Origin of the sequence: Micromonospora sp. NPDC047762 (genome assembly GCF_043204655.1) — a bacterium.
Taxonomy (GTDB): domain Bacteria; phylum Actinomycetota; class Actinomycetes; order Mycobacteriales; family Micromonosporaceae; genus Micromonospora.
On sequence record NZ_JBIDCQ010000013.1, the window covers coordinates 94,823 to 114,340 of the forward strand.

The 19,518-nt window shown below is 71.5% G+C and carries 17 protein-coding genes; 8 read left to right on the forward strand and 9 right to left on the reverse strand.

Annotation, left to right across the window (positions count from 1 at the left end):
- Nucleotides 1–10: 10 nt before the first annotated feature.
- The 4 genes from ACGF3C_RS30875 to ACGF3C_RS30890 all read right to left on the reverse strand — a co-directional run bounded on the left by ACGF3C_RS30875 (nucleotide 11) and on the right by ACGF3C_RS30890 (nucleotide 7,017).
- Nucleotides 11–1,636, reverse strand: a complete 1,626-nt coding sequence (locus ACGF3C_RS30875) for a serine/threonine-protein kinase (RefSeq protein WP_357223138.1) — start codon at nucleotides 1,634–1,636, stop codon at nucleotides 11–13.
- A gap of 119 nt (nucleotides 1,637–1,755) precedes the next feature.
- Nucleotides 1,756–3,519 carry a protein kinase gene (locus tag ACGF3C_RS30880; RefSeq protein WP_357223141.1) on the reverse strand — a complete coding sequence of 588 codons (1,764 nt, stop codon included), beginning with the start codon at nucleotides 3,517–3,519 and terminating at the stop codon, nucleotides 1,756–1,758.
- 83 nt (nucleotides 3,520–3,602) lie between these two features.
- Entirely contained in the window at nucleotides 3,603–4,937 is a 1,335-nt protein-coding gene (locus ACGF3C_RS30885) for a glycosyltransferase family 4 protein (RefSeq protein ID WP_393227237.1), read from the reverse strand.
- Nucleotides 4,938–5,073: 136 nt separating this feature from the next.
- Nucleotides 5,074–7,017 carry an amylo-alpha-1,6-glucosidase gene (locus tag ACGF3C_RS30890; RefSeq protein WP_357233933.1) on the reverse strand — a complete coding sequence of 648 codons (1,944 nt, stop codon included), beginning with the start codon at nucleotides 7,015–7,017 and terminating at the stop codon, nucleotides 5,074–5,076.
- Between the two features lie 42 nt (nucleotides 7,018–7,059).
- On the opposite strand from ACGF3C_RS30890, the gene ACGF3C_RS30895 reads away from it, so the two are divergent.
- Nucleotides 7,060–9,765, forward strand: a complete 2,706-nt coding sequence (locus ACGF3C_RS30895; RefSeq protein WP_393227239.1) for a glucosidase — start codon at nucleotides 7,060–7,062, stop codon at nucleotides 9,763–9,765.
- Nucleotides 9,766–9,880: 115 nt separating this feature from the next.
- Nucleotides 9,881–10,348, forward strand: a complete 468-nt coding sequence (locus ACGF3C_RS30900) for a hypothetical protein (protein ID WP_393227241.1) — start codon at nucleotides 9,881–9,883, stop codon at nucleotides 10,346–10,348.
- A gap of 32 nt (nucleotides 10,349–10,380) precedes the next feature.
- Here ACGF3C_RS30900 and ACGF3C_RS30905 read toward each other — a convergent pair whose 3' ends face one another.
- A complete protein-coding gene (locus ACGF3C_RS30905; RefSeq protein ID WP_393227243.1) occupies nucleotides 10,381–11,538 on the reverse strand; it encodes an FAD-dependent oxidoreductase in 1,158 nt (385 codons plus the stop codon).
- Between the two features lie 100 nt (nucleotides 11,539–11,638).
- Between ACGF3C_RS30905 and ACGF3C_RS30910 the strand changes: the two genes are divergently transcribed.
- Nucleotides 11,639–12,238, forward strand: a complete 600-nt coding sequence (locus ACGF3C_RS30910; RefSeq protein WP_393227244.1) for a TetR family transcriptional regulator — start codon at nucleotides 11,639–11,641, stop codon at nucleotides 12,236–12,238.
- A 97-nt stretch (nucleotides 12,239–12,335) separates the two neighbouring features.
- Here the strand turns inward: ACGF3C_RS30910 and ACGF3C_RS30915 are convergent, their stop codons facing one another.
- On the reverse strand, nucleotides 12,336–12,719 hold the full coding sequence (locus tag ACGF3C_RS30915) for a DoxX family protein (RefSeq protein ID WP_393227246.1): 384 nt from the start codon (nucleotides 12,717–12,719) through the stop codon (nucleotides 12,336–12,338).
- A 180-nt stretch (nucleotides 12,720–12,899) separates the two neighbouring features.
- On the opposite strand from ACGF3C_RS30915, the gene ACGF3C_RS30920 reads away from it, so the two are divergent.
- Together ACGF3C_RS30920 and ACGF3C_RS30925 are read left to right on the forward strand one after the other, a co-directional pair.
- On the forward strand, nucleotides 12,900–13,793 hold the full coding sequence (locus tag ACGF3C_RS30920; protein WP_393227248.1) for an RNA polymerase sigma-70 factor: 894 nt from the start codon (nucleotides 12,900–12,902) through the stop codon (nucleotides 13,791–13,793).
- 99 nt (nucleotides 13,794–13,892) lie between these two features.
- Nucleotides 13,893–14,474 carry an AAA family ATPase gene (locus tag ACGF3C_RS30925; RefSeq protein ID WP_393227250.1) on the forward strand — a complete coding sequence of 194 codons (582 nt, stop codon included), beginning with the start codon at nucleotides 13,893–13,895 and terminating at the stop codon, nucleotides 14,472–14,474.
- 14 nt (nucleotides 14,475–14,488) lie between these two features.
- Here ACGF3C_RS30925 and ACGF3C_RS30930 read toward each other — a convergent pair whose 3' ends face one another.
- On the reverse strand, nucleotides 14,489–15,703 hold the full coding sequence (locus tag ACGF3C_RS30930) for a low temperature requirement protein A (protein ID WP_393227252.1): 1,215 nt from the start codon (nucleotides 15,701–15,703) through the stop codon (nucleotides 14,489–14,491).
- A 177-nt stretch (nucleotides 15,704–15,880) separates the two neighbouring features.
- Here ACGF3C_RS30930 and ACGF3C_RS30935 point away from each other — a divergent pair, with 177 nt between their 5' ends.
- On the forward strand, nucleotides 15,881–16,459 hold the full coding sequence (locus ACGF3C_RS30935; protein WP_354944538.1) for a TetR/AcrR family transcriptional regulator: 579 nt from the start codon (nucleotides 15,881–15,883) through the stop codon (nucleotides 16,457–16,459).
- A gap of 28 nt (nucleotides 16,460–16,487) precedes the next feature.
- On the opposite strand, the gene ACGF3C_RS30940 is transcribed toward ACGF3C_RS30935, so the two are convergent.
- Complete coding sequence (locus ACGF3C_RS30940) at nucleotides 16,488–17,132, reverse strand: hypothetical protein (protein WP_357229743.1); 645 nt, start codon at nucleotides 17,130–17,132, stop codon at nucleotides 16,488–16,490.
- 171 nt (nucleotides 17,133–17,303) lie between these two features.
- Here ACGF3C_RS30940 and ACGF3C_RS30945 point away from each other — a divergent pair, with 171 nt between their 5' ends.
- Together ACGF3C_RS30945 and ACGF3C_RS30950 are read left to right on the forward strand one after the other, a co-directional pair.
- Complete coding sequence (locus ACGF3C_RS30945; protein ID WP_393227254.1) at nucleotides 17,304–18,014, forward strand: HAD family hydrolase; 711 nt, start codon at nucleotides 17,304–17,306, stop codon at nucleotides 18,012–18,014.
- 401 nt (nucleotides 18,015–18,415) lie between these two features.
- Nucleotides 18,416–19,201 carry a L,D-transpeptidase family protein gene (locus ACGF3C_RS30950; protein WP_393227256.1) on the forward strand — a complete coding sequence of 262 codons (786 nt, stop codon included), beginning with the start codon at nucleotides 18,416–18,418 and terminating at the stop codon, nucleotides 19,199–19,201.
- A gap of 13 nt (nucleotides 19,202–19,214) precedes the next feature.
- Here the strand turns inward: ACGF3C_RS30950 and ACGF3C_RS30955 are convergent, their stop codons facing one another.
- On the reverse strand, nucleotides 19,215–19,490 hold the full coding sequence (locus ACGF3C_RS30955) for a hypothetical protein (RefSeq protein ID WP_357230032.1): 276 nt from the start codon (nucleotides 19,488–19,490) through the stop codon (nucleotides 19,215–19,217).
- Between the last annotated feature and the right edge of the window lie 28 nt (nucleotides 19,491–19,518).

A 19,518-nucleotide genomic window follows, 5' to 3' on the forward strand; every position in this document is an offset into this window, starting at 1 on the left:
TCGGACCGCGCTACAGGGTGGGGGTGAAGCTCTGCCGGATCATCGGCAAGTATGCCGCGTTGACCTGCCAGTCGAACTCTTCTGTCAACCACGAGACGGTGTAGGAGCGGTCGGCCGAGGTGTTGGCGAGCAAGCGGAAGCTGTGCACCGGAACGCCGAGGGCGTTCTGCCAGCCGCACTCCCACACCGCGCCGCCCTCGAAGATGTCCATCGCGGAGATGTCCACCTTGCGATAGTCCGGCAGCGCCGCGTTGGCGGTCAGCCGATCCTCCTCGGCCTCCCAGTGGGCCACCGGATCGGGGCGGGCCGGCCCCGCCTCGACGCTGAGCACCCGGGTTCCGTTGGATCTCCGGAAGCAGGTCACCGAGCCCTCGGTCCAGCGCGCCCACCCCACCGGCGCGGCGATCCGGAACCCGCTCGGGTCGTCGTACCAGGTCCAGCCCTCGCGTAGCCCGTACTTCACACCGGGTGGCGGTGACACCGCCACGACCGGGGTCGCCGACGGTGGCGGGGGAGACGTGCAGGCGAACGCGGCCGGCCGGGAGGTCGGCGCGCCGCCGCCCGAGCCGGACGGAGGGGTCCGGTCGTCCTGCCGGTTCACCAGCGCGAGCGTGACGCCTCCCGCGACGAGCACAGCGGCAGCCGCACCACCCAGGGCGATCAGGCGCCATCGCCGGCCGGGTCGGCGCCGCGGGCTCGGGGTCGGTGTGGCCGGCTCGCCCGACGGGGCGACCGGTTCGACTGGTCGGGGCGTTCTGGTCCGTCCGGCGTCACGGACCGCCGCGACCGCCGTGGAGCGGGTCGACGCGGCGGGCTCGTCGTGGCTCGCCTCGGCGGTGCGCAGCAGCGGCTCCGCCTCGGCGGCGGTCAACCGCCGCCAGGGGTCGCGCTGCAACAGGCCGGTGAGGACGGGACGCAACGGGCCGGCCCGACGCATCGGGTCCGGTGGTTCGGTGGCCAGCGCGCTGAGCGTCGCCATCGCGCTCGACCGCGCGTACGGTGACTGCCCTTCGACAGTGGCGTAGAGCGTCGCGCCCAGCGACCACAGGTCGGTGCGCGCGTCGGACACCCCTTCGCGGGCCCGTTCGGGGGCGACGAACTGCGGCGAGCCGAGCACGGTGCCGGGCCCTGTCATCACACCGTCACCGCCGTCGAAGGTGGCCAGCCCGAAGTCGGTGAGCACCACCCGCCCGTCGTCGGCGACCAGCACGTTGTGTGGCTTCACATCGCGGTGCAGCACCCCGGCGGCGTGGGCGGCGCGTAACGCGGCGAGCACCGCCAGCCCGATCCGGGCGGTGCGCTGCGGACTCAGCGGCCCCTCGGCGCTGATGATCTGCTGCACCGATCGCGACGGCACGTACTCCATCACGATCCAGGGGCTCTCCCGGTCGTGCACCACGTCGTAGAGGCGGACCACGTTGGGATGGTTGAGGCGAGCGGCGGTGCGTGCCTCGCGCAGGGTCCGAAGCCGCAACTCCTCGCGTTCGGTCTCGGCCAGCCAGGACGGCGGCACGACCTCCTTCACCGCTACGTCGCGATGCAACATCTCGTCGCGAGCAAGCCACACCCGGCCCATTCCGCCGGTGCCGACCAGGTCGAGCAGCCGGTACCGACCCGCGATCAGCAACTGATGCACGGTCGCTCCCCCTCGGTCACCCCGGGATCCACGATAGCCACCAATGGCGGCTAATTCATCCACTGAGCGGCCTCGATCCACGACGGACGGTGGTCTCGATCATGGCCATACGGTGCAGGTCAGCGGGGTGGTCGGAAACTCTCTCGCACCTTTTTCCAGTCGGCTGCGGCCCCGGTCCAGTCCTCGTCGTGGGTGATCCAGGCCAGCGTCCAGCGGCCGGCAGCGACGGTTTGTTGCCGGGCGTGCAGCCACAGGTCGCCGTAGGGGGCCTGCCACCGGAGTTCCCACTCCGCCCCGCCGTCGCTGGCGGCGAGCCGGATCTCGTCGTACCCCGGCAATGCCCCGGCCCCGGCGGCCGCGTCCCGGGCCGCGCGGAGCCGGACCAACGGGTCGGCGCTGTTGCCGGGTGCGACGCTGAAGGCCCGGCCGGTCGCCGGGTCCTGGAAGCAGACCACCCCGTCGTCGCGGGAGTAGTACCAGCTGGCCGGAACGGAGACCCGGAAGCCTGCGGTGTCGGCGTGCCAGACCCAGCCCGGCGGTGGCCGGAACTGTTCGCCGGAGGCCGGGTCGCCGGCCAGCACCGGCGTGCCGGCGACATGCGGGCGGACACACGCGAACGGCGGCGGGGGGACGTCCCCTCCGTTGGGCGGCGGCCCAGGCCGGTCGGGGCCCGGTCCGCCCGGTCCGCCCGGTCCGCCCGGTCCGCCTGGTCCGCCTGGTCCGCCTGGTCTGTTGTCGGGTGGACGGTTCGATGGCTGCGGGGAGGACGAGGCGACCGTGTCGCCGGGCTTGTCGTCGTCGAAGGTCAGCGCGGTACCGACACCGGCCGCGACGGCCACCAGCAGCGCCACACCGATCAGTGCCAGCCGGCGGGTGGCTGGTCCCCGGGCCGCCCGGTCCGCGCCCGGCGCGGGGGAGGCCCCTCCGGTTGCGGTCGGGGCAGGGCTCGGCTCGTCGGACGGATCGGGCAACGGGACGGTGGGGTCCTGGTCGTCGTCGACGGCGGCGGGGTGGGCGATCAGCCCTGGCACCGGCCCGTCACCAGAGGGCCGGTCGGTCGCCGGCGGCAGGTCGGCGCGGCCGGTCGCGGCCATCGTGAGCAACCGACGGGCCGCGTCGTGGTCGAGGCGTTCGCGCGGGTCGCGGCGCAGCAACCCCTCCAGCACCGGCGCGAGCGCCCCGGCGTGGGGGGCGGGGTCGGGCGGGCCGGCGGCCAGCGCGCTCAGGGTGGCCATCGCGGTGCTGCGGGCGTACGGGGACCGGCCCTCCACTGCGGCGTGCAGGGTCGCCCCGAGCGACCACAGATCGGCGGCCACCGTGGACACGCCCTCGGCGGCCCGCTCGGGTGCCACGTACTGCGGGGAGCCGAAGACCATGCCGGGGCGGGTCATCGCGCCGTCGCCACCGTCGAAGGTGGCCAGCCCGAAGTCGGTGAGCATCACCCGCCCGTCGTGCGCCACGAGCACGTTCTGCGGTTTGATGTCGCGGTGCAGCACTCCGGCGGTGTGCGCGGCCTGGAGCGCGTCGAGCACGGCCAGCCCGATCCGGGCTGCGCGGGCCGGCTCGAGCGGCCCCTCGGCGTCGACGACGTCCTGAAGGGTGCGGGACGGGACGTACTCCATGATGATCCACGGGCTGCCGTCGACCGCGACGACGTCGTAGAGCCGGACCACTGTGGGGTGGTTGAGTCGGGCTGCGGCGCGTGCCTCCCGCATGGTGCGTGAGCGCACCTCGTCCCGTTCATGATCGGCCAACCAACTCGGTGGGACGATCTCCTTGACCGCCACCTCGCGGTGCAGCATCTCGTCGCGGGCACGCCACACCCGACCCATACCCCCGCGACCCACCAGGTCGAGCAGACGGTACCGACCAGCGATCAGCACCTGTGCACGCTCCTCCTCAGCCGCTGTCCGGGCTACACCCTAACCAGCGGATCGGAAGTCACCTATCGGTCGTCCGACCTGGCTCAGCAGGCGGCGTGGTCGGCGGCAGCGAGCAGGTTCCCTTCCGGGATGGCGATGCGGGTCCGTCCGGCGCTCAGTCGGGCGGCGGCGCGGCGGGCCTGCACGGGGCCGTGTTCGCGCCGGGCGGTGGCGTAGCTGGCGGCGGTGCGGGCCGCGATGGTGGCCCAGCCGTACCGCTCGCCGACCATCGTGCGGGCCCGGCGGGCCAGCCGCCGGGCGAAGACCTCGTCGCCGAGCAGTTGGCCGACCGCGCCGGCGAGCGCGTCCGGGTCGCTGTGTGGGAACGTCACCCCGGTCACGCCGGGTTCGACGATCTCGGCGAGGCCGCCGGTACGGGCCACGGCGAGGGGCGCTCCGGCGGCCGCCGCTTCCAGCGCCACCATGCCGAACGGCTCGTAGAGGCTGGGGACCACCGTCGCGTCGGTGGCGCCGAGCATCGCCGGTAACTGGGTGGAGTCGAGGAACCCGGTGAACCGGACCGTCGAGCTGAGCGCCAGTCGCCGGGCCTCCGCCTCCAGCTCGGTGCGGTACGGGCCGTCGCCGGCGATCACCACGCGCAGCCCCGGGTGTCGTTCGCGCAGCCGGGGTATGGCGTGCACCAGATGCTGGACGCCCTTCTCGTAGACCAGCCGGCCGGCGTACCCGACCAGCGGGCCGTCCCCGGCGAACCGTGCCCGGGCCGACGCGACCGCTCGGGGGCGGGCCCGCCAGGCCCGGTCGTCGACCCCGTTGGGCACCACGTCGACCTGGCCGGCAGGTACGTCGAACAGCGCGGTCACCTGGTCGCGCATGTAACCCGAGCAGGTGATCACCCGGATGGAGGAGTTGCTGAGCCAGTGTTCGACGCCGTGGATGGTGCGGTTCATCTCCTCGGGCAGCCAGCCCTGGTGCCGGCCCGCCTCGGTGGCGTGAATGGTGCTGACCAGGGGGAGGTCAAGGTGCTCGGCGAGGGTGACGGCGGTGTGGGCGACGAGCCAGTCGTGGGCGTGGATGACGTCGTAGGCGCCGGCCTGGGTGGCGCGCAGGGCGGTGCGGGTGAGGGTGTGGTTGAAGGCCATGGTCCAGGCCAGGAGGGAGCTGGTGGCGAGGGGGAAGGTGACGGGGTCTTCGGGGGCGCGCAGGATGCGGACGCCGTCGGCGTACTCCTCCAGGGGTGCGCCTTCGCTGTGGCGGGTGACGACGGTGACTTCGTGGCCGGCGGCGGCGAGGGCGACGGAGAGGGCGTGCACGTGTCGGCCGAGGCCGCCGACGAGCACCGGCGGGTACTCCCAGGAGAGCATCAGCACCCGCAGCTGTCGGGCGGGGTTGATGTCGATCACGTGGGCATCGAGTGACATGCGGCCCCCTTTGAGTTGTCCCCGGGCGCGCGCCGACAGACACCGAATTGATGTCGCCGTCGCGTCTGGATCGAGGCCAATCCTGCCGGGATCGCGATAACCAGCGGCGACACCACCGTTGCGGTCGTGTAAAGCGCTACTGGCTCTTTCGCCGCACCCGCAGCAGCTCGGCCACCGACCACGCCTGGAACGGGCACCCGGTAGCGGTGTGCGGCGCGAGGCCATCGGCCGTCTCGCTCACTGAGCCTAACCCATATTCCATCAAATGGGACTCAATGCCGACGAATACGTCATCGACGGACATCCTCCCCCGCCGGGCGGCGTCCACGTACGGGCCGAGCAACCACGGCCAGACCGTGCCCTGGTGGTAGCCCCCGTCCCGCTCGGCCGGGCCGCCCCGGTGCCGGCCCACGAACTCCGCGGAATCCGGGGCCAGACTGCGCGGCCCGAGCGGGGTGAGCAGACCGCCCCCGACCCGCCGCACCGTCGCCTCGTCCGGCTCCATCGGCGCGTACGGCAGCGACCAGGCCAGCAGCTGGTTGGGACGCAACGCGTCGTCGTCGTGCACCGCGGCGCCACCCAACGGGTACGCCGGCGCGGGCGCGTCCAGCACGTCGTGCAGCCAGCCGGTCGGGGTTGGGAACCGCTCCCGGAACGAGGCGGTGGCCTGCCGGTGGAGTCGCCACAGCTCGTCGGCGTCCTGCCCGGCCAGCTCGGCCAGCTCCGCGAGCCCGGCCAGCCCGTTGATCCACAGCGCGTTGACCTCGACCGGCTTACCGGTCCGCGGGGTGACCGGCACCCCGTACACCCGGGCATCCATCCAGGTCAGCGCGGTGCCGGCGGCGCCCTGGGTGAGCAGCCCGTCGGCCGGGTCGACCCGGATCCCGTACCGGGTGCCGGCGGTGTGCGCGTCGACCACAGTGCGCAGCGCCGGCAGCAGCTCGTCGCCGAGGTCGGTGTCGCCGGTGACGGTGACGTGCCGGCTCACCGCGTGCAGGAACCACAGCGTGCCGTCGACGGTGTTGTACTCCACCCGACCGGTGTCGGCCGTGTTGGCGAGCATCCCCTCGGACAGCGTCGCCGCGTACGCCCGCAGCAGCTCCCGACCCTCGTCGGCGCGACCCGTGCAGAGGAACAGCCCCTCGTACGAGATCATCGTGTCCCGCGACCACGCCCCGAACCACGGGTACCCGGCCACCACGTCGACCGCCGCCTGGTCGGTGCGCACCACGAACGCGTCGGCGGCCAGCGCCAGGGTGGCGTCCACGTCGTCGGCCGGCTTCGCCGTCGCCACCACCAGCCGGTTGCGCCGCCGGGCCGTGGCCACGATCTCCGTGCCCGGCGGCGGCTCCTCGTCGAGCCGACCGGCCCAGGCCCGCACCGACACCGTGTCGCCGGGGCGTTCCAGCTCACCGGAGAAGCGGCCCGCGTACCAGAGATCCTCGTCCGCGTTCAGACCACGGTTGGCCTCCTCGCGGTGGTGCACGCCCAGCCACCACTGCCCCTCGGGCGTCCAGCCCGGGCCGGCGAGCCGGTACGCGCCCTCGACCACCGCGCCGTCGGCCACCGCCTCGACCTGCGGGACCGGGCCGTCGGCCCGCCGTTCGCCGTGCGCGTCCCGCCAGGTGCAGGCGGCCGACAGCTCCAGCCGCACGGGACCACCGGCGACCAGTCGGTGCACCACCGCGACGCAGGAGCGGCCGGGCAGCATGGCCAGCTCCCGTTCGATGACCACCGCGCCGATCCGCCACCGCCACCGGGGCAGCCCGTCGACCAGGTCGAAGCGCTCCAACAGCTCGAAGCCGCGCGGGTCCACGTCGCCGGAGGCCCACTCGTGCGCGCCGAGGCGGACCCGTACGCCGGACGGCAGGGTGACCGCCGGATCAAGACTGACCAGTCCCACCTGACGGGACGCCGGCGTTTCGCCGGGAACCACCAACAGGCCGTGGTAGCGACGTGTCCGCAGCCCGCCGACGGTGCCCATCGCGTAGCCGCCGAGGCCGTCGGGGACCAGCCACTCCCGGCTGGCCGCGCTGGTCAGATCGCCGCAGACCTGCGGGCCGAACCGAATGTCGATCAAGTTTCCTCCACCGGCGGCAACGTGTAACACGCCACGACGAGAATGGCCGCTGTGGTCAAGTACCGCGGCGACGTCAAAGATGTGCACGTGATCACTGACCGATCGTCCTCCGACGCCTCGCCACCCGACGCTGAGCGGCTCCGGCTCGCCCAGGCCGACTCGGGGGAGCAGGACTGGCGTGCATGGGGTCCCTATCTGTCCGAGCGGGCGTGGGGGACGGTACGGGAGGACTACAGCGAGCACGGTACGGCCTGGGACTACTTCCCGCATGACCATGCGCGGTCCAGAGCCTACCGGTGGAATGAAGACGGGATGGCCGGCGTCTGCGACGAACGACAGACCTTCGCGTTCGCCCTCGCCCTCTGGAACGGCAAGGACCCGATCCTCAAGGAGCGGATGTTCGGCCTCGGCGGCGACAGCGGCAACCACGGAGAGGACGCCAAGGAGTACTGGTGGTACGAGGACTCCACGCCCACCCACTCCTGGATGCGCTGGCGCTACCACTACCCGCAGGCCGCCTTCCCGTACGACGAACTCGTCGCGGTGAACGCGTTGCGCGGCCGCGACGACACCGAGTACGAGCTGGTCGACACCGGGATCTTCGACGACGACAGGTACTGGGCGGTGACGGTCGACTACGCCAAGGCGTCCCCGACCGACCTCTGCATGGTGGTGACCGTCGCCAACCGGGGCGACCAGGCGGCCACCCTGCACGTCCTGCCCACCCTGTGGTTCCGTAACACCTGGTCCTGGGGTCTGCCCGGCGGCGACCGGATCCCCCGGCTGACCGGTCAGGGCACCCGCCTCGTCGGCGAACACCGGGTGTTCGGCCAACTGCTGCTGGAGGGCGACGGCGGCCCGGTGCCGCTGCTCTGCGACAACGACACGAACGCCGAACGGCTCTGGGGCCTGCCCGGCCGCTCCCCGTACCCGAAGGACGGCATCAACGACCACGTCGTCAACGGCGCGGCCACTGTCAACCCGGCCCGGGAGGGCACCAAGGGCGCGCTGCACTACGTGCTCGACGTGCCGGCCGGCGGGCAGCGCCAGATCCGGCTGCGGCTGACCCGCACCGCGTCGCCGCCGGCCGCCGCACCGCCGCCCCCGGCCGACCTCAGCGAGGGCTTCGAGGCCGTGGTGTGGGCGCGGCGGGCCGAGGCGAACCGGTTCTTCGCCGGAGTCATCCCGCCGGCCGCCACCCCCGACGAGGCGCTGGTCGCCCGGACGGCGATCGCCGGGCTGATGTGGGGCAAGCAGTTCTACCACTTCGACGTCAAACGGTGGCTCGACGGCGACCCGGGCTCGACACCGCCGGCCGGGCGTCGGCACGGGCGCAACAGCGCCTGGTGGCACATGACCAGCTTCGACGTGATCTCCATGCCGGACCCGTGGGAATACCCCTGGTACGCGGCCTGGGACCTGGCGTTCCACTGCGTGAGCATCGCCCGGGTCGACCCGGGCTTCGCCAAGGAGCAGATCCTGCTCCTGCTCCGCGAGTGGTACCTGCACCCCAACGGGCAGATCCCGGCGTACGAGTGGGCGTTCGGTGACGTGAACCCGCCGGTGCACGCGTGGGCGGCGCTGAAGGTGTTCGAGATCGACGGCGGCCGGGACTACGAGTTCCTGGCCCGGGTGATGCACAAGCTGCTGCTCAACTTCACCTGGTGGGTCAACCGCAAGGACACCGGCGGCAACAACGTCTTCGAGGGCGGCTTCCTCGGGCTGGACAACGTCGGGCCGTTCGACCGCTCGGCGGCGCTGCCGGTCGCCGGGGTGCTGGAGCAGTCCGACGGGACCGGCTGGATGGGCATGTACGCGCTCAACCTGTTGGACATCGCGATCGTGCTCGCCGAACACGACAGGACCTGGGTGGACACCGCCACCAAGTTCTTCGAGCACTTCGCGTACATCGCCGCCGCCGCGTACGAGCAGGGGTTGTGGGACGACGAGGACGCCTTCTTCTACGATGTGCTGCGCCTCGCCGACGGCACGAAGGTGCCGTTGAAGGTCCGCTCCGTCGTCGGGCTGCTGCCGTTGGCCGCCACCACCCGGCTCACCGCCCGGACCCTGCACCACCTACCGGAACTGGGCGCCCGGCTGCGCTGGTTCCTCACCAACCGCCCGGAGTACGCGCAGGTGATCGGCACCCGCCGGCTGGGCCCCGACGGCCGGCAGCAGCGACTGCTGTCCATGGTCGGCCCGGAGCAGGTGGTCCGCCTGCTCGCCCGGATGCTCGACCCGGACGAGTTCCTCTCCGACTTCGGTCTCCGTACGCTGTCCCGCGCGCACCTGGACAAGCCGTTCTCGGTCAACCTCGGCGGGCAGGAGTTCTCCGTCGGCTACGAGCCGGCCGAGTCGACCAGCGGACTGTTCGGGGGCAACTCGAACTGGCGCGGGCCGATCTGGATGCCGACGAACTTCCTGCTGATCAGCGCGTTGCGCGACTACGCGGCGTTCTTCGGCGACGACCTCCAGGTGGAGTACCCGACCCGCTCCGGGGTGAAGCACACCCTGGACGAGATCGCCGACGACCTCTCCGCCCGGCTGATCTCGCTCTTCACCCAGGACGACTGGGGTCGACGGCCGATCTACGGTGCCGCTCAGATGTTCCAGACCCACCCGGACTGGCGCAACCTGATCGCCTTCCCCGAGTACTTCCACGGCGACAACGGGGCCGGCCTGGGCGCCTGGCACCAGACCGGCTGGACGGCCCTGGTGGCCGACCTGATTCTCACCCTCCGCCGCTGACCCCCGGCGATGCCGTGCCCGCCCCCGCCCCGTGCGCGCTGCCCGCGCCGGCGGCGGGCGGCGGGTCGTTCGCGCAGGGCGCCTATGTGTGGGCCATTCACTATCGTGATCGGCCATGGGGGAGTCGGTGACGCCGGTGGGCGAGTTGCAGGTCCTCGGTCAGTCACGGGTCTGGCCCGGTATTGCGATCCCGGGCGTGATCATGCTCGTGATGATCGTTGTCGGGGTGCTCTTCGACCTGTTCAGCTGGACCGCCCTGGTGTTTGGCGCCGGATGGATCATCATCGCCGTCCAGCGCTCACGAAACGCGGTGTTCGCTGACGACCTGGGGCTGCTGGTCCGCGATCGCAAAGGCTTGCGGCGTTCGTACGCCTGGGATGAGATCGAGCGCATGGGCTGGGTGGACCTGGGGATGTGGGGGGCCAGCCTGGCGGTCAACCCCCGAGGCGGTCCCTACGACGTGCCGGGGCCCAACGCGTCCATCAATGTGGGGCGTATCTGGCGCCCCGGCCGTCGGCGCTCCGTGGACCCCGTGCCCGAACTGCTCAAGACCCATGGCATCAAGGCGCTGTTCGATCAGTAGGTAGCGTCAACCGATGTGACGCGGGGCGCGGCTCAGCGGTTCGCCCGTTCAATACCTCGCCGGACGAGACTGCTGATGCCGGGCAGGGTGACCGCCCGGATGGTCAGGTCGCTCATCCAGACGTGGAATCGGCTGGGTGGCGCGTACTGGGCCATGCCCCGACGGGCGAGTGCCTGTCGTTTGCCGACCTCGGGGCGTAGTCCGGCCTCCCACTCGGCGAGTGCTGCCGGGAGGTCGTCGGCATGCCGTCGCAGGGCGGTGCCGAGGTGGTCGGCGCCGGCGAGGGCGAGGGCCGCGCCGTGTCCGGCGAAGAGCGTGACGCACCAGGCCGCGTCTCCGAGCAGGACGACGCGGCCGGTGCTCCAGCGTGGCATGACCACCTGGCTGACGGCGTCGAAGTAGGCGCTGGCCGGGTCCTGCGCAAGGTGGTCGATCGCGTCGGGCACGCCACCCGCCAGATCTCCGAATGCGACCCGCAGCGCGTCGACCGGACCTTGTCGCAGGTCGGTGGCGGGCTCCGCGCTGCGGTAGGTGAAGAACGCCGACGACCGCTGCGGGCCCAGGTTGACCATCGCCGCGGTGCGCCCGGGACCGATGTGGGTGGTGGCGGACGACTCGGGCACGCCGGGCACCGGGTGGGGCAGCGGGAAGGCGGCCACGAGGTACGGGAGGTCCACCCGGAAGTCGGGGCCGAACACTGCGGTACGGGTTGTGGAGTGCACCCCGTCGGCACCCACCAGCAGGTCTGCCTGCTCGGTGGTGCCGTCGCTCAACTCCACGCGTACGTGGTCGGTGTCCTGTTCGACGGACGTGACGGTGGTGCCGAAGCGGATGTCGACCCGGTCCCGCACCGCTTCGAAGAGGCTGGCTTCCAGGTCGCCGCGGAACACCGAGAGGGCCCGCTTGCCGAGTGCGGCCTCGGCGATGGCGGACGGCACTGTGAACTTGGGCCGACCGTCGGCGTGGACGAGCACTGTGGTGAACGGGCCCAGGTCGGCGGCGGAGAGCGCGGGGAGCAGGCCGAGGCGCTCGGCGGCGTCGTAGCCCGGCCCGATCAGATTCACCATGTACCCGCTGCTGCGACGGGCCAGGGCTCGCTCGGCCACGATGACCTGCCACCCGTCCTGGTGGAGTCGGAGGGCTGTGGCCAGCCCGGCTATCCCCGCACCCACGATCACCGCACGTCGCATCGAGCACCTCGCCGCCTAGAATGAGCATCTGCTCAAACAAGTATGAGCGACTGTTCATACCGACGCAAACGGCGGCGGCGGAACCGCCTAGACTTCAGTCATGCCGCGCGGTGTCGCCATCCCAGCGCTCAGACAGCAGCTCTTCGCTGCCGTCGAGCGGTTGGTCGTTGAAGAAGGGCCGAGCCGGCTCACCGGCCGGGCCGTGACGCGCGAGGCCGGCGTCGCGACCGGCCTGCTCTACGCACACTTCTCGACCTTCGACGACTTCCTGACCGGGTTCGCTGTCGACCGCGTCTTCCACATCACCGGCGAGGTGGCCGGCCTGCCGGAGCGCGCCGGGTCCGGCACTGTCGCCGACAACCTGCGCCAGGCCGTCCTGGCGACACCGCTGGGCACGCTGACGGCGTTGACCCGGCTGACCGCGTTCCGGCCGGAGTTGACGGCGAACGTCGAGGCGGTGCTGGGCAGTGGGATGTCAGGGCTGCGGGGGATCGAACGCGCGGTCGCCGACTACCTGGCCGCCGAGCAGACCCGCGGGCGCGTGCCGGCCGACGCCGACACCGAGGCACTGGCCCTGGCGGTGGTCGGCGTGCTGCACCACGTCGCGTTGACCGGCCCCACCGACCCGACGGCGGACCACCGGATCCAGCGGGTGATCGGCGCGCTCACCGACGGCTTCCCGGCTGCCGCGCCCTCCTGAGCGCCGCGCCGCCCGGCAGTCCGTGCCCGGTGCGTCTCCGCAGCCCCGTCCGCGACGTCATCGCGCAAGGCCAGCCGGGGCAGGAGCGGGCCCAGGGTCAGCCGCTGAAGGGCTCGGGTCCGAGGCGGCCCCAGGCCACGAACGCGGCCAGCGCGAGGTAGATCAGATTCAGCACGATGAACCTCGCCTCGCCGTAGCGCAGGTGGGTGATCATCGCGCCGATCATCAGCAGGACCCAGCAGATGGCGGTCACCGGCACCAGCACCGATGCGATGTCGAGCACGGCGGGCAGGATGAGGCCGATCGCGGCCAGGAGTTCGAGGACCCCGAGGGTCTTGACGAAGCCCACGCTGGCGTCGCCGGTCCATCCGCCGCCGTTGTGTGCGGCCAACTTCTGCTTGGGTACGAACGTCTTGGTGATGCCGCCGGCCAGGGCGACTGCGGCCAACAGTCCGGCCGCGATCCACAGTGCCAGGTTCATGAGTTTCCCTCCGTGAGCGAGTCGCACAGGAGACACCGCCGGCCGGTGCGCTGTGACAGCTCGTGACGTGACGAGGAGCACGGAGGCTCGGTGTCACAGACGTCGCACGGCCGGTGTCTGGTGGGCGACGCGGTCGAGTTCGGTGAGACTGGAGGGCGCATGGACGCGGGAGGCGCAATCATGAGCGCGGACGGTCGGGGGGACCGGGCCGTCGATGCGTTCGTCACCCACCGGAACCTGCTCTTCACCGTCGCGTACGAGATGCTCGGCTCGGCCGCGGACGCGGAGGACGTACTCCAGGAGACCTGGCTGCGGTGGGCGGACGCGGATCTCGCGGCGGTGCGCGACCAGCGTGCCTACCTGGTCCGGATCACCACCCGACTGTCGCTCAACCGGCTGCGGGCGGTCGGTCGGCGCAGAGAGTCCTATGTCGGCTCCTGGTTACCGGAACCGCTGCTGACCGCGCCCGATGTCGCCGACGACGTCGAACTCGCCGAGAGCGTCTCGATGGCCATGCTGCTGGTGCTGGAGACACTCGCGCCGACCGAGCGGGCGGTGTTCGTCCTCCGCGAGGTCTTCGACCTCGGGTACGACGAGATCGCCGAGGCGGTCGACAAGAGTCCGGCCGCCGTCCGCCAGATCGCGCATCGGGCGCGGGCGCACGTGGCCGCGCGCCGGCCCCGGGGAATGGTCTCGGCGGCGGACACACGGCGGGCGTTGGACGCGTTCCGGCGGGCCGTCGAGACCGGCGACGTGCAGGGCCTGCTCGACGTCCTCGCGCCGGATGTCGTGCTCCTCGGCGACGGCGGCGGCATCAAGCAGGCCGTGCTGCGGCCTGTCGTCGGGGCCGACAAGGTAGCCCGTCTGCTGTGCAGCACACACGCCAGGACGGCGACCATGTCGCTGCACCCCACCCAGGTCAACGGTCACCCGGGGCTGATTCTGCGGCTCGACGGCGCGGTCGACACGGTCCTTGCGCTGCGGATCGACGACGGTCTGATCAGCGGGGTCTACGCCGTGCGTAACCCGGAGAAGCTGTCGCACATGCGGCGGGCGACCACCCTGCGCCGTTGACGGCCCGCACCGCCCGCTGAGGCTGGTGCTGCTCGGCGGGCCGAGTGTCATGAGCAATGATCACGGTCGGGACCGGTCAGGGGACGGCAGGATGGGGCCGTGCCGAACAACCCGATCCGAGTGTCAGCGGGACTCGTGCTGCTCGTCGGCCCGCCGGCCTCCGGCAAGAGCAGTTTTCTGCGGGCCCTGATCGCGCTCGGTCAGATCGACGCGGATGCCGTCGTCTCCAGCGACGAGATCCGCGCGGAGTTCTTCGGCAGCTCACCCACCGACGTGGACTCCGAGGCGGCGGATGCCCGAATCTTCGAGGAACGTGACCGCAGGATCGTCGCCCGGCTCGCCGCCGGGCGCACCGCGGTCGCGGAGTCGACGAACGTCACCCCGCAGGCGCGCGCTCGACTCATCGCGATCGCCAGGCGCTTCAACGCCCCGGTGACCATGCTGCGCTTCGATCCGGACGTCGCCGACCTTCTCCAGCAGTACACGCAGCGAGGTCGCACCGACCTGACTGCCGCTGAGGTCCGCGCCTACGCTACTGCCATGGCCCGTCACGGCGACCGTGACCGACTGCGCTTCGAGGGCGCAGACGCAGTCCACGACGTCCCCGGACGTCGTCAGGGAGCCACGCCCGCCGAGGCCGCGGCTCAATTCTCATTCAGCTGGCGCCCCGACCCATCCTGACTCGCCTCCCCTGGCTAGTACGGGGGAGCGGGTGTCTCCGGTGGTTGTCGACGGGAACGTCGCGTGTCCGCTGCGACGATGCCGAGCAGCACCACGGCGGCAAACGCGCCGGCGGTGAGCGGCCGGAGGTGCGGTGCCGCCGGGGTCAGCAGGCCGAGGGTCAGCAGGCCGAGGGTCAGCAGGCCGGCGATCCGGCTTCGGGAGACCCGGCCGAATACCTGGTATTCGAGCGTCGATCGCCCGGCGAGGAAGAGCGCGGGGCCCCCGAAGATGGCGATGACCCAGGTCGGCGGGAGGTGACCGCGCGGCTCGGTGATGAACAGTTCGAAGCCGACGCCGGTCAGCACGATCCCCGCGATCATGGCCATGTGGGCGAACGCCATGTCGGTCGCGAGCCGGGCCGGGTTACGGGAACGGTCGACCGCAGTGCCCAGCATCCCTCCCGCCACGTGGAAGTAGATCCGCCAGAGCAGGACGGTGCTGGCCAGCGCCAGGACGAAACCACCCGTCTGGTCGGTGTGGAACGCGCTGCCGCTGAAGGCGAGGCCGATGACGAAGATCGCCTCGCCGAGAGCGATGAGGAGGAACTGTTGGTACCGCTCGGCCAGGTGCTCGGCCGCGATCGTCTGGACGCCGAGCCGTCGTGCGCCGAGTCGGGGGGTCGGCCAGCCGAGGAACAGCCCGGTGTAGTCGATCAGTACGGCGAGGGTCCAGAGCGCCCCGCGCGCCCTGCCGTCGCCGACCAGCCCGCCGACGATCCAGAACGGCGCGCTCACGCCGAACCAGAACAGGATCCGGATGGACTGTTGCGGGTCCGGCCGGCCGTGCCCGACGACGCGGAAGAACACCACCCGGCCGATCTGGAGGGTCACCAGGGTGATGGCGAAGAGGGAGGCCCGTGCGCCGAAGCCGTCCGGCACGGCGACGGCCATCGTCATGGAACCGACCAACGTCATGATGATGACGGCCTGGACGATCGAGTTGTCCGGGTCCAGCCAACTGGTCGACCACACCGTCACCGACCAGACCGCCCACAGCGCCAGGAACAGCAGCAGAGCCTGGCCGAGGCCCGCGTACACGCCGCGTTGGCCGTCGGTGAAGTCGGTGATCAGCCGCGCGGAGATCCTGGTCAGGGCGAAGACGAAGACCAGGTCGAGGAAGAGCTCCAGGAAGGTGGCCCGCTGGCGGGTGGTCTCGCTGCGCAACAAGCCGTCGGGGGTGTTCCTCATCGGCTCGCCACGCGCCGATGTCGCCGAGCGATCACGTGCCCTCCCGTCGCGGTGATCTCCTCGCCTAACGAGCCAGGGGCGGCTGTGGCACGTGGAGCGAAGGCGCCGCCCCACCACAACAGTCGCCAATCTGTCACCCGGCCGCTACGGCAGGTGTGCGCGCTTACGCTCGTGGGCGTGCCCGGACCTGCCGAGAAGGCCACTGAACAGGACCGGCGTGACCTCATCGTCACTGTCGCGCGAGAGCTGGCCGAGACGGAGGGCTGGGCGGGTGTGACCACCCGGCGGCTCGCCGAACGAACCGAGATCGACATGGGCGACATCTATCGGCACTTCGCCGATCTGGAGGCGCTGATCGCCGCGGTCGCGGTGTGCGCCTTCGCCGATCTGGCGGCCGACCTCGCCGAGGCGCATGCGGAGACCACCGGCAGCCCGGAGGGGGTATGGCCGGCGGTCGCGACCGCGTACCTCGACTTCGCGTACACGAATCCCGAGGTCTATGACGCGATGCTCGCGCTGACCCCCGACCTGGCCCTCGGCGTGGACGGGGTGCCGGCCGCGCCCCGGGCGGTCTTCGCCGAACTGCGGGCCGCCCTGACCCCGCTGGCCGAGGGGCGGGACCCGGACACCCTCGCCGAGGTGGGTTGGAGCCTGCTGCACGGCGTCGTGATGCTCACCCGCGGCGGTCGGCTGCGACCCGAGGGGCAGGAGGACCGCGAGGCACTGATCGCGCAGCGGTTGCTGCGGTGGCCGTGACCACGGCACGGCCCACAGTCGATCGTGGTCAGTTGAGGGGCTCGCGGTCGGCCGGGCCCTTGTCGGCGAACCGGAACGTGGTGTTCAGCTTGGCGTTGCCCAACTCCTTGAGAATCAGACCGTTGCCGGGGAGGTGCTGGAGAAACCGGGTCTCGCTGCCGATCGCGTACGTGCCGTCGCCCTTGGCGATGATGGTGAACCGCTGGATCGGGTCGTCCTGGTCGCAGACGGCGACCCCGATGGTCAGTTCGGGCTCGATGTCCAGGCCGTTGACCTGCCAGCAGGACGGATCGTCGTTCGCGGGGTGGCCGTCCCTGGTGCCGAATGCCCTGATCACGTACCGGTCGCCGCCGATCGGTGTCGGTACGAACAGGATGCGACCACCGGTGTCGCCGCCCTCCTCGAGCCGCCCGCTGATCTCCAACGGTTCCCCCGACCCCCGCACCCGGGTGATGGTGATCTCCCGCTTGCCGGACAACAGCGGGTCGGTCACCTCCGCCGACGACGTGGTCGGCGTCGCTGCCGTGGGCGTCGGCGTGCCTGTCACGGCACCCGACGGCGTCGGCGTGCCCGCCGCGGCGCCCGGCGTCGGGTCCGCACCGCCCTGGCACGCCACCAGCGCGCTGGCGCAGGCCAGCATCGCCGCGCCGGTGACCCACTTCATGGTGACCATGCCGTACTCCTCAACAGCCGTCCCGAACCTGGGCGGGAATCATCATGGATGTCGCGTCCGCATGACGGCGGTCGCGCCGCGACGGTTCACGAAAATCCGGAAGATCTCACATCGATCTCCCGCCTATCCTGTCTCTCGGCCTGGCGGGCGGTGGCACGGGGAGGGCATGGCATGACGGTCGGCGTGGCGGCGCGACGACAGGCGCAGGTGTTGATCTTTGATGCGGACGACACCTTGTGGGAGAACAACGTCGTCTTCGAGCGGGTGATCGACGACTTCCTGGGCTGGCTGGACCACCCCACCCTGGACCGGGCCGCGCTGCGGGCCGTCCTCGACGACATCGAGCGGGCCAACGCGGTGGCGCACGGGTACGGCAGCAAGGTCTTCCTGCGCAGCCTGGCGGAGTGCCTGGAGCGGCTGCGCGAACGGCCGGCCACCGACTCCGAACGTCAGGAGATCGACCGGCTGGCGGTGGCCCTCGTCGAGCACCAGGTGGAGCTGATGCCCGGGGTGGCCGACGCGCTCGACGAGTTGGCCGGCCGGCACGAGTTGCTGCTGCTCACCAAGGGCGACCGCGAGGAGCAGCAGCGCAAGCTGGACGCCTGCGGCCTGCTGCACCACTTCGGGGCGGCGCACATCGTCGCCGAGAAGAACGTCGACACGTACCGGTGGCTCACTCGGGAGCACGGCTTCGCGCCGGACGGCGCGTGGATGATCGGGAACTCCCCGAAGTCCGACATCCTGCCGGCGCGGGCCGCCGGGTTGAACGCGGTGTTCATTCCGAACGAGAACACCTGGGTCCTGGAGGACGACGAACTGGACCCGACCGACGGCGGGGTGCTGCGGCTCGCCGCGTTCCGGGACCTGCTGCGCCACTTCTGACCGTACCGAAGCCCAACAGCGTCGGCGATCATGGTCGCGTTACGCGAATCTGCCCGATTTTCAGCGTGGGATCAGTCCTGCCGCCGGTCGTCCGACGCGGCTTGTCCGGCCGGTCGGAGCGCGCCTAACCTGGTCCGGCGCTGCCGGCCCTTCGGGGTGTGTCGGGGCGCGTCGGCGTTCGGCGGGTGAGCACCGTGGAGCTGAGTGCGAAAGTGGCTGGCTCGCCCCGTTCCGGCGCGTGGCGTCGTGTCACGCCCGCGCGGCGGGGTGCTGGAGCTGTCCGCTTCCCTGCCGGACGGCCGAGGGTCAGGGCCGGGTAGTTGCGGACCCGGTCCTGACCCGGCCCGCGAAACGTTCGAGCGGGGCAGACCGTGCGCCGGTTCGACTGTCAGGATGGCGGCATGAAGCGCAGATCTCTCCTTTTCGGCGCGGCGGCGGGTCTGGTCGCCCCGGCCGTGCTCGCCCCGGCCGCGCCCGCACTCGCGGCGAGCGGCCCCCTGCGGGCGGGCGCAGCCACGGCACCGCCAAAGCGGCCCCCGCCGAAGTGGCAGCCCCAGAACCGGGCCAGCGCGCTGACCACGCTGCCGGCGGAGACGAAGCAGGTGATCGTCGTCGGCGCCAGCAGCTACACCACGACCTACGCCACGCTGGAGGCGTTCGTGCGGGTGCGGAGCACCTGGCAGCCGGCCTCGGCGTCGTTGCCCGCCCGGATCGGCTCGAAGGGCTTCAGTGACAACCACGTGGAGGGTGTGCCGACCACGCCGACCGGCGTCTACTCGATCGGCCCCACCATGTACGGCATCGCCGCCGACCCGGGAGTGCGGTTCCCCTACCACCGGCTGGTCGACGGTGACTGGTGGAACGAGAACCCGTCGTCGGCGCTCTACAACACCTTCCAGCACAGTTCGACCAACCCGGGTGGGGCCAGCGAGGCCCTGTGGAAGGAGGTCCCCGCGTACACGCACTTCGCGGTGATCACCTACAACATGCCGCCGAACGTGCCGAAGCCGGTGCCGAACGCGGGCAGCGGAATCTTCCTGCACCAGTTCAGCACCAGCGCCGGCAACGCCACCGCCGGTTGCGTCTCCCTCGCCCACGATCACCTGGTCGACGTGCTCAACTGGCTGGACCCGGCGCTGTCACCACGCATCGTGCTCAGCCCGTACGCCCAGCTGAGCCGATACTGAGAGCCGCTGCGGCTCAGCCTTCCTCGCGCCGGACGATCGCCACCGCCACCCGGCAGAACTCGTCCATGTCCGGGTTGAAGCCGGCAGCGATGTCGGGATGCAACCCGGAGCGGGTCTCCTCCAACAGCCGCTGGCAGACCTGCTCGACCGGTTCGCCGGCATAGCCGGAGCGGACCCGCTCGGTGGCCGCCTGAAGCGCCGAGGTCAGCTGCTCCTCCAGCGGCCCGCGCAGCTTCTGCTGCACAGGATCGAGCCCGCGGGGGTCGAGCGTGACATGTGGCTCCGACATCGGTGCTCCCTTCGTCGGCGTCCGCGAT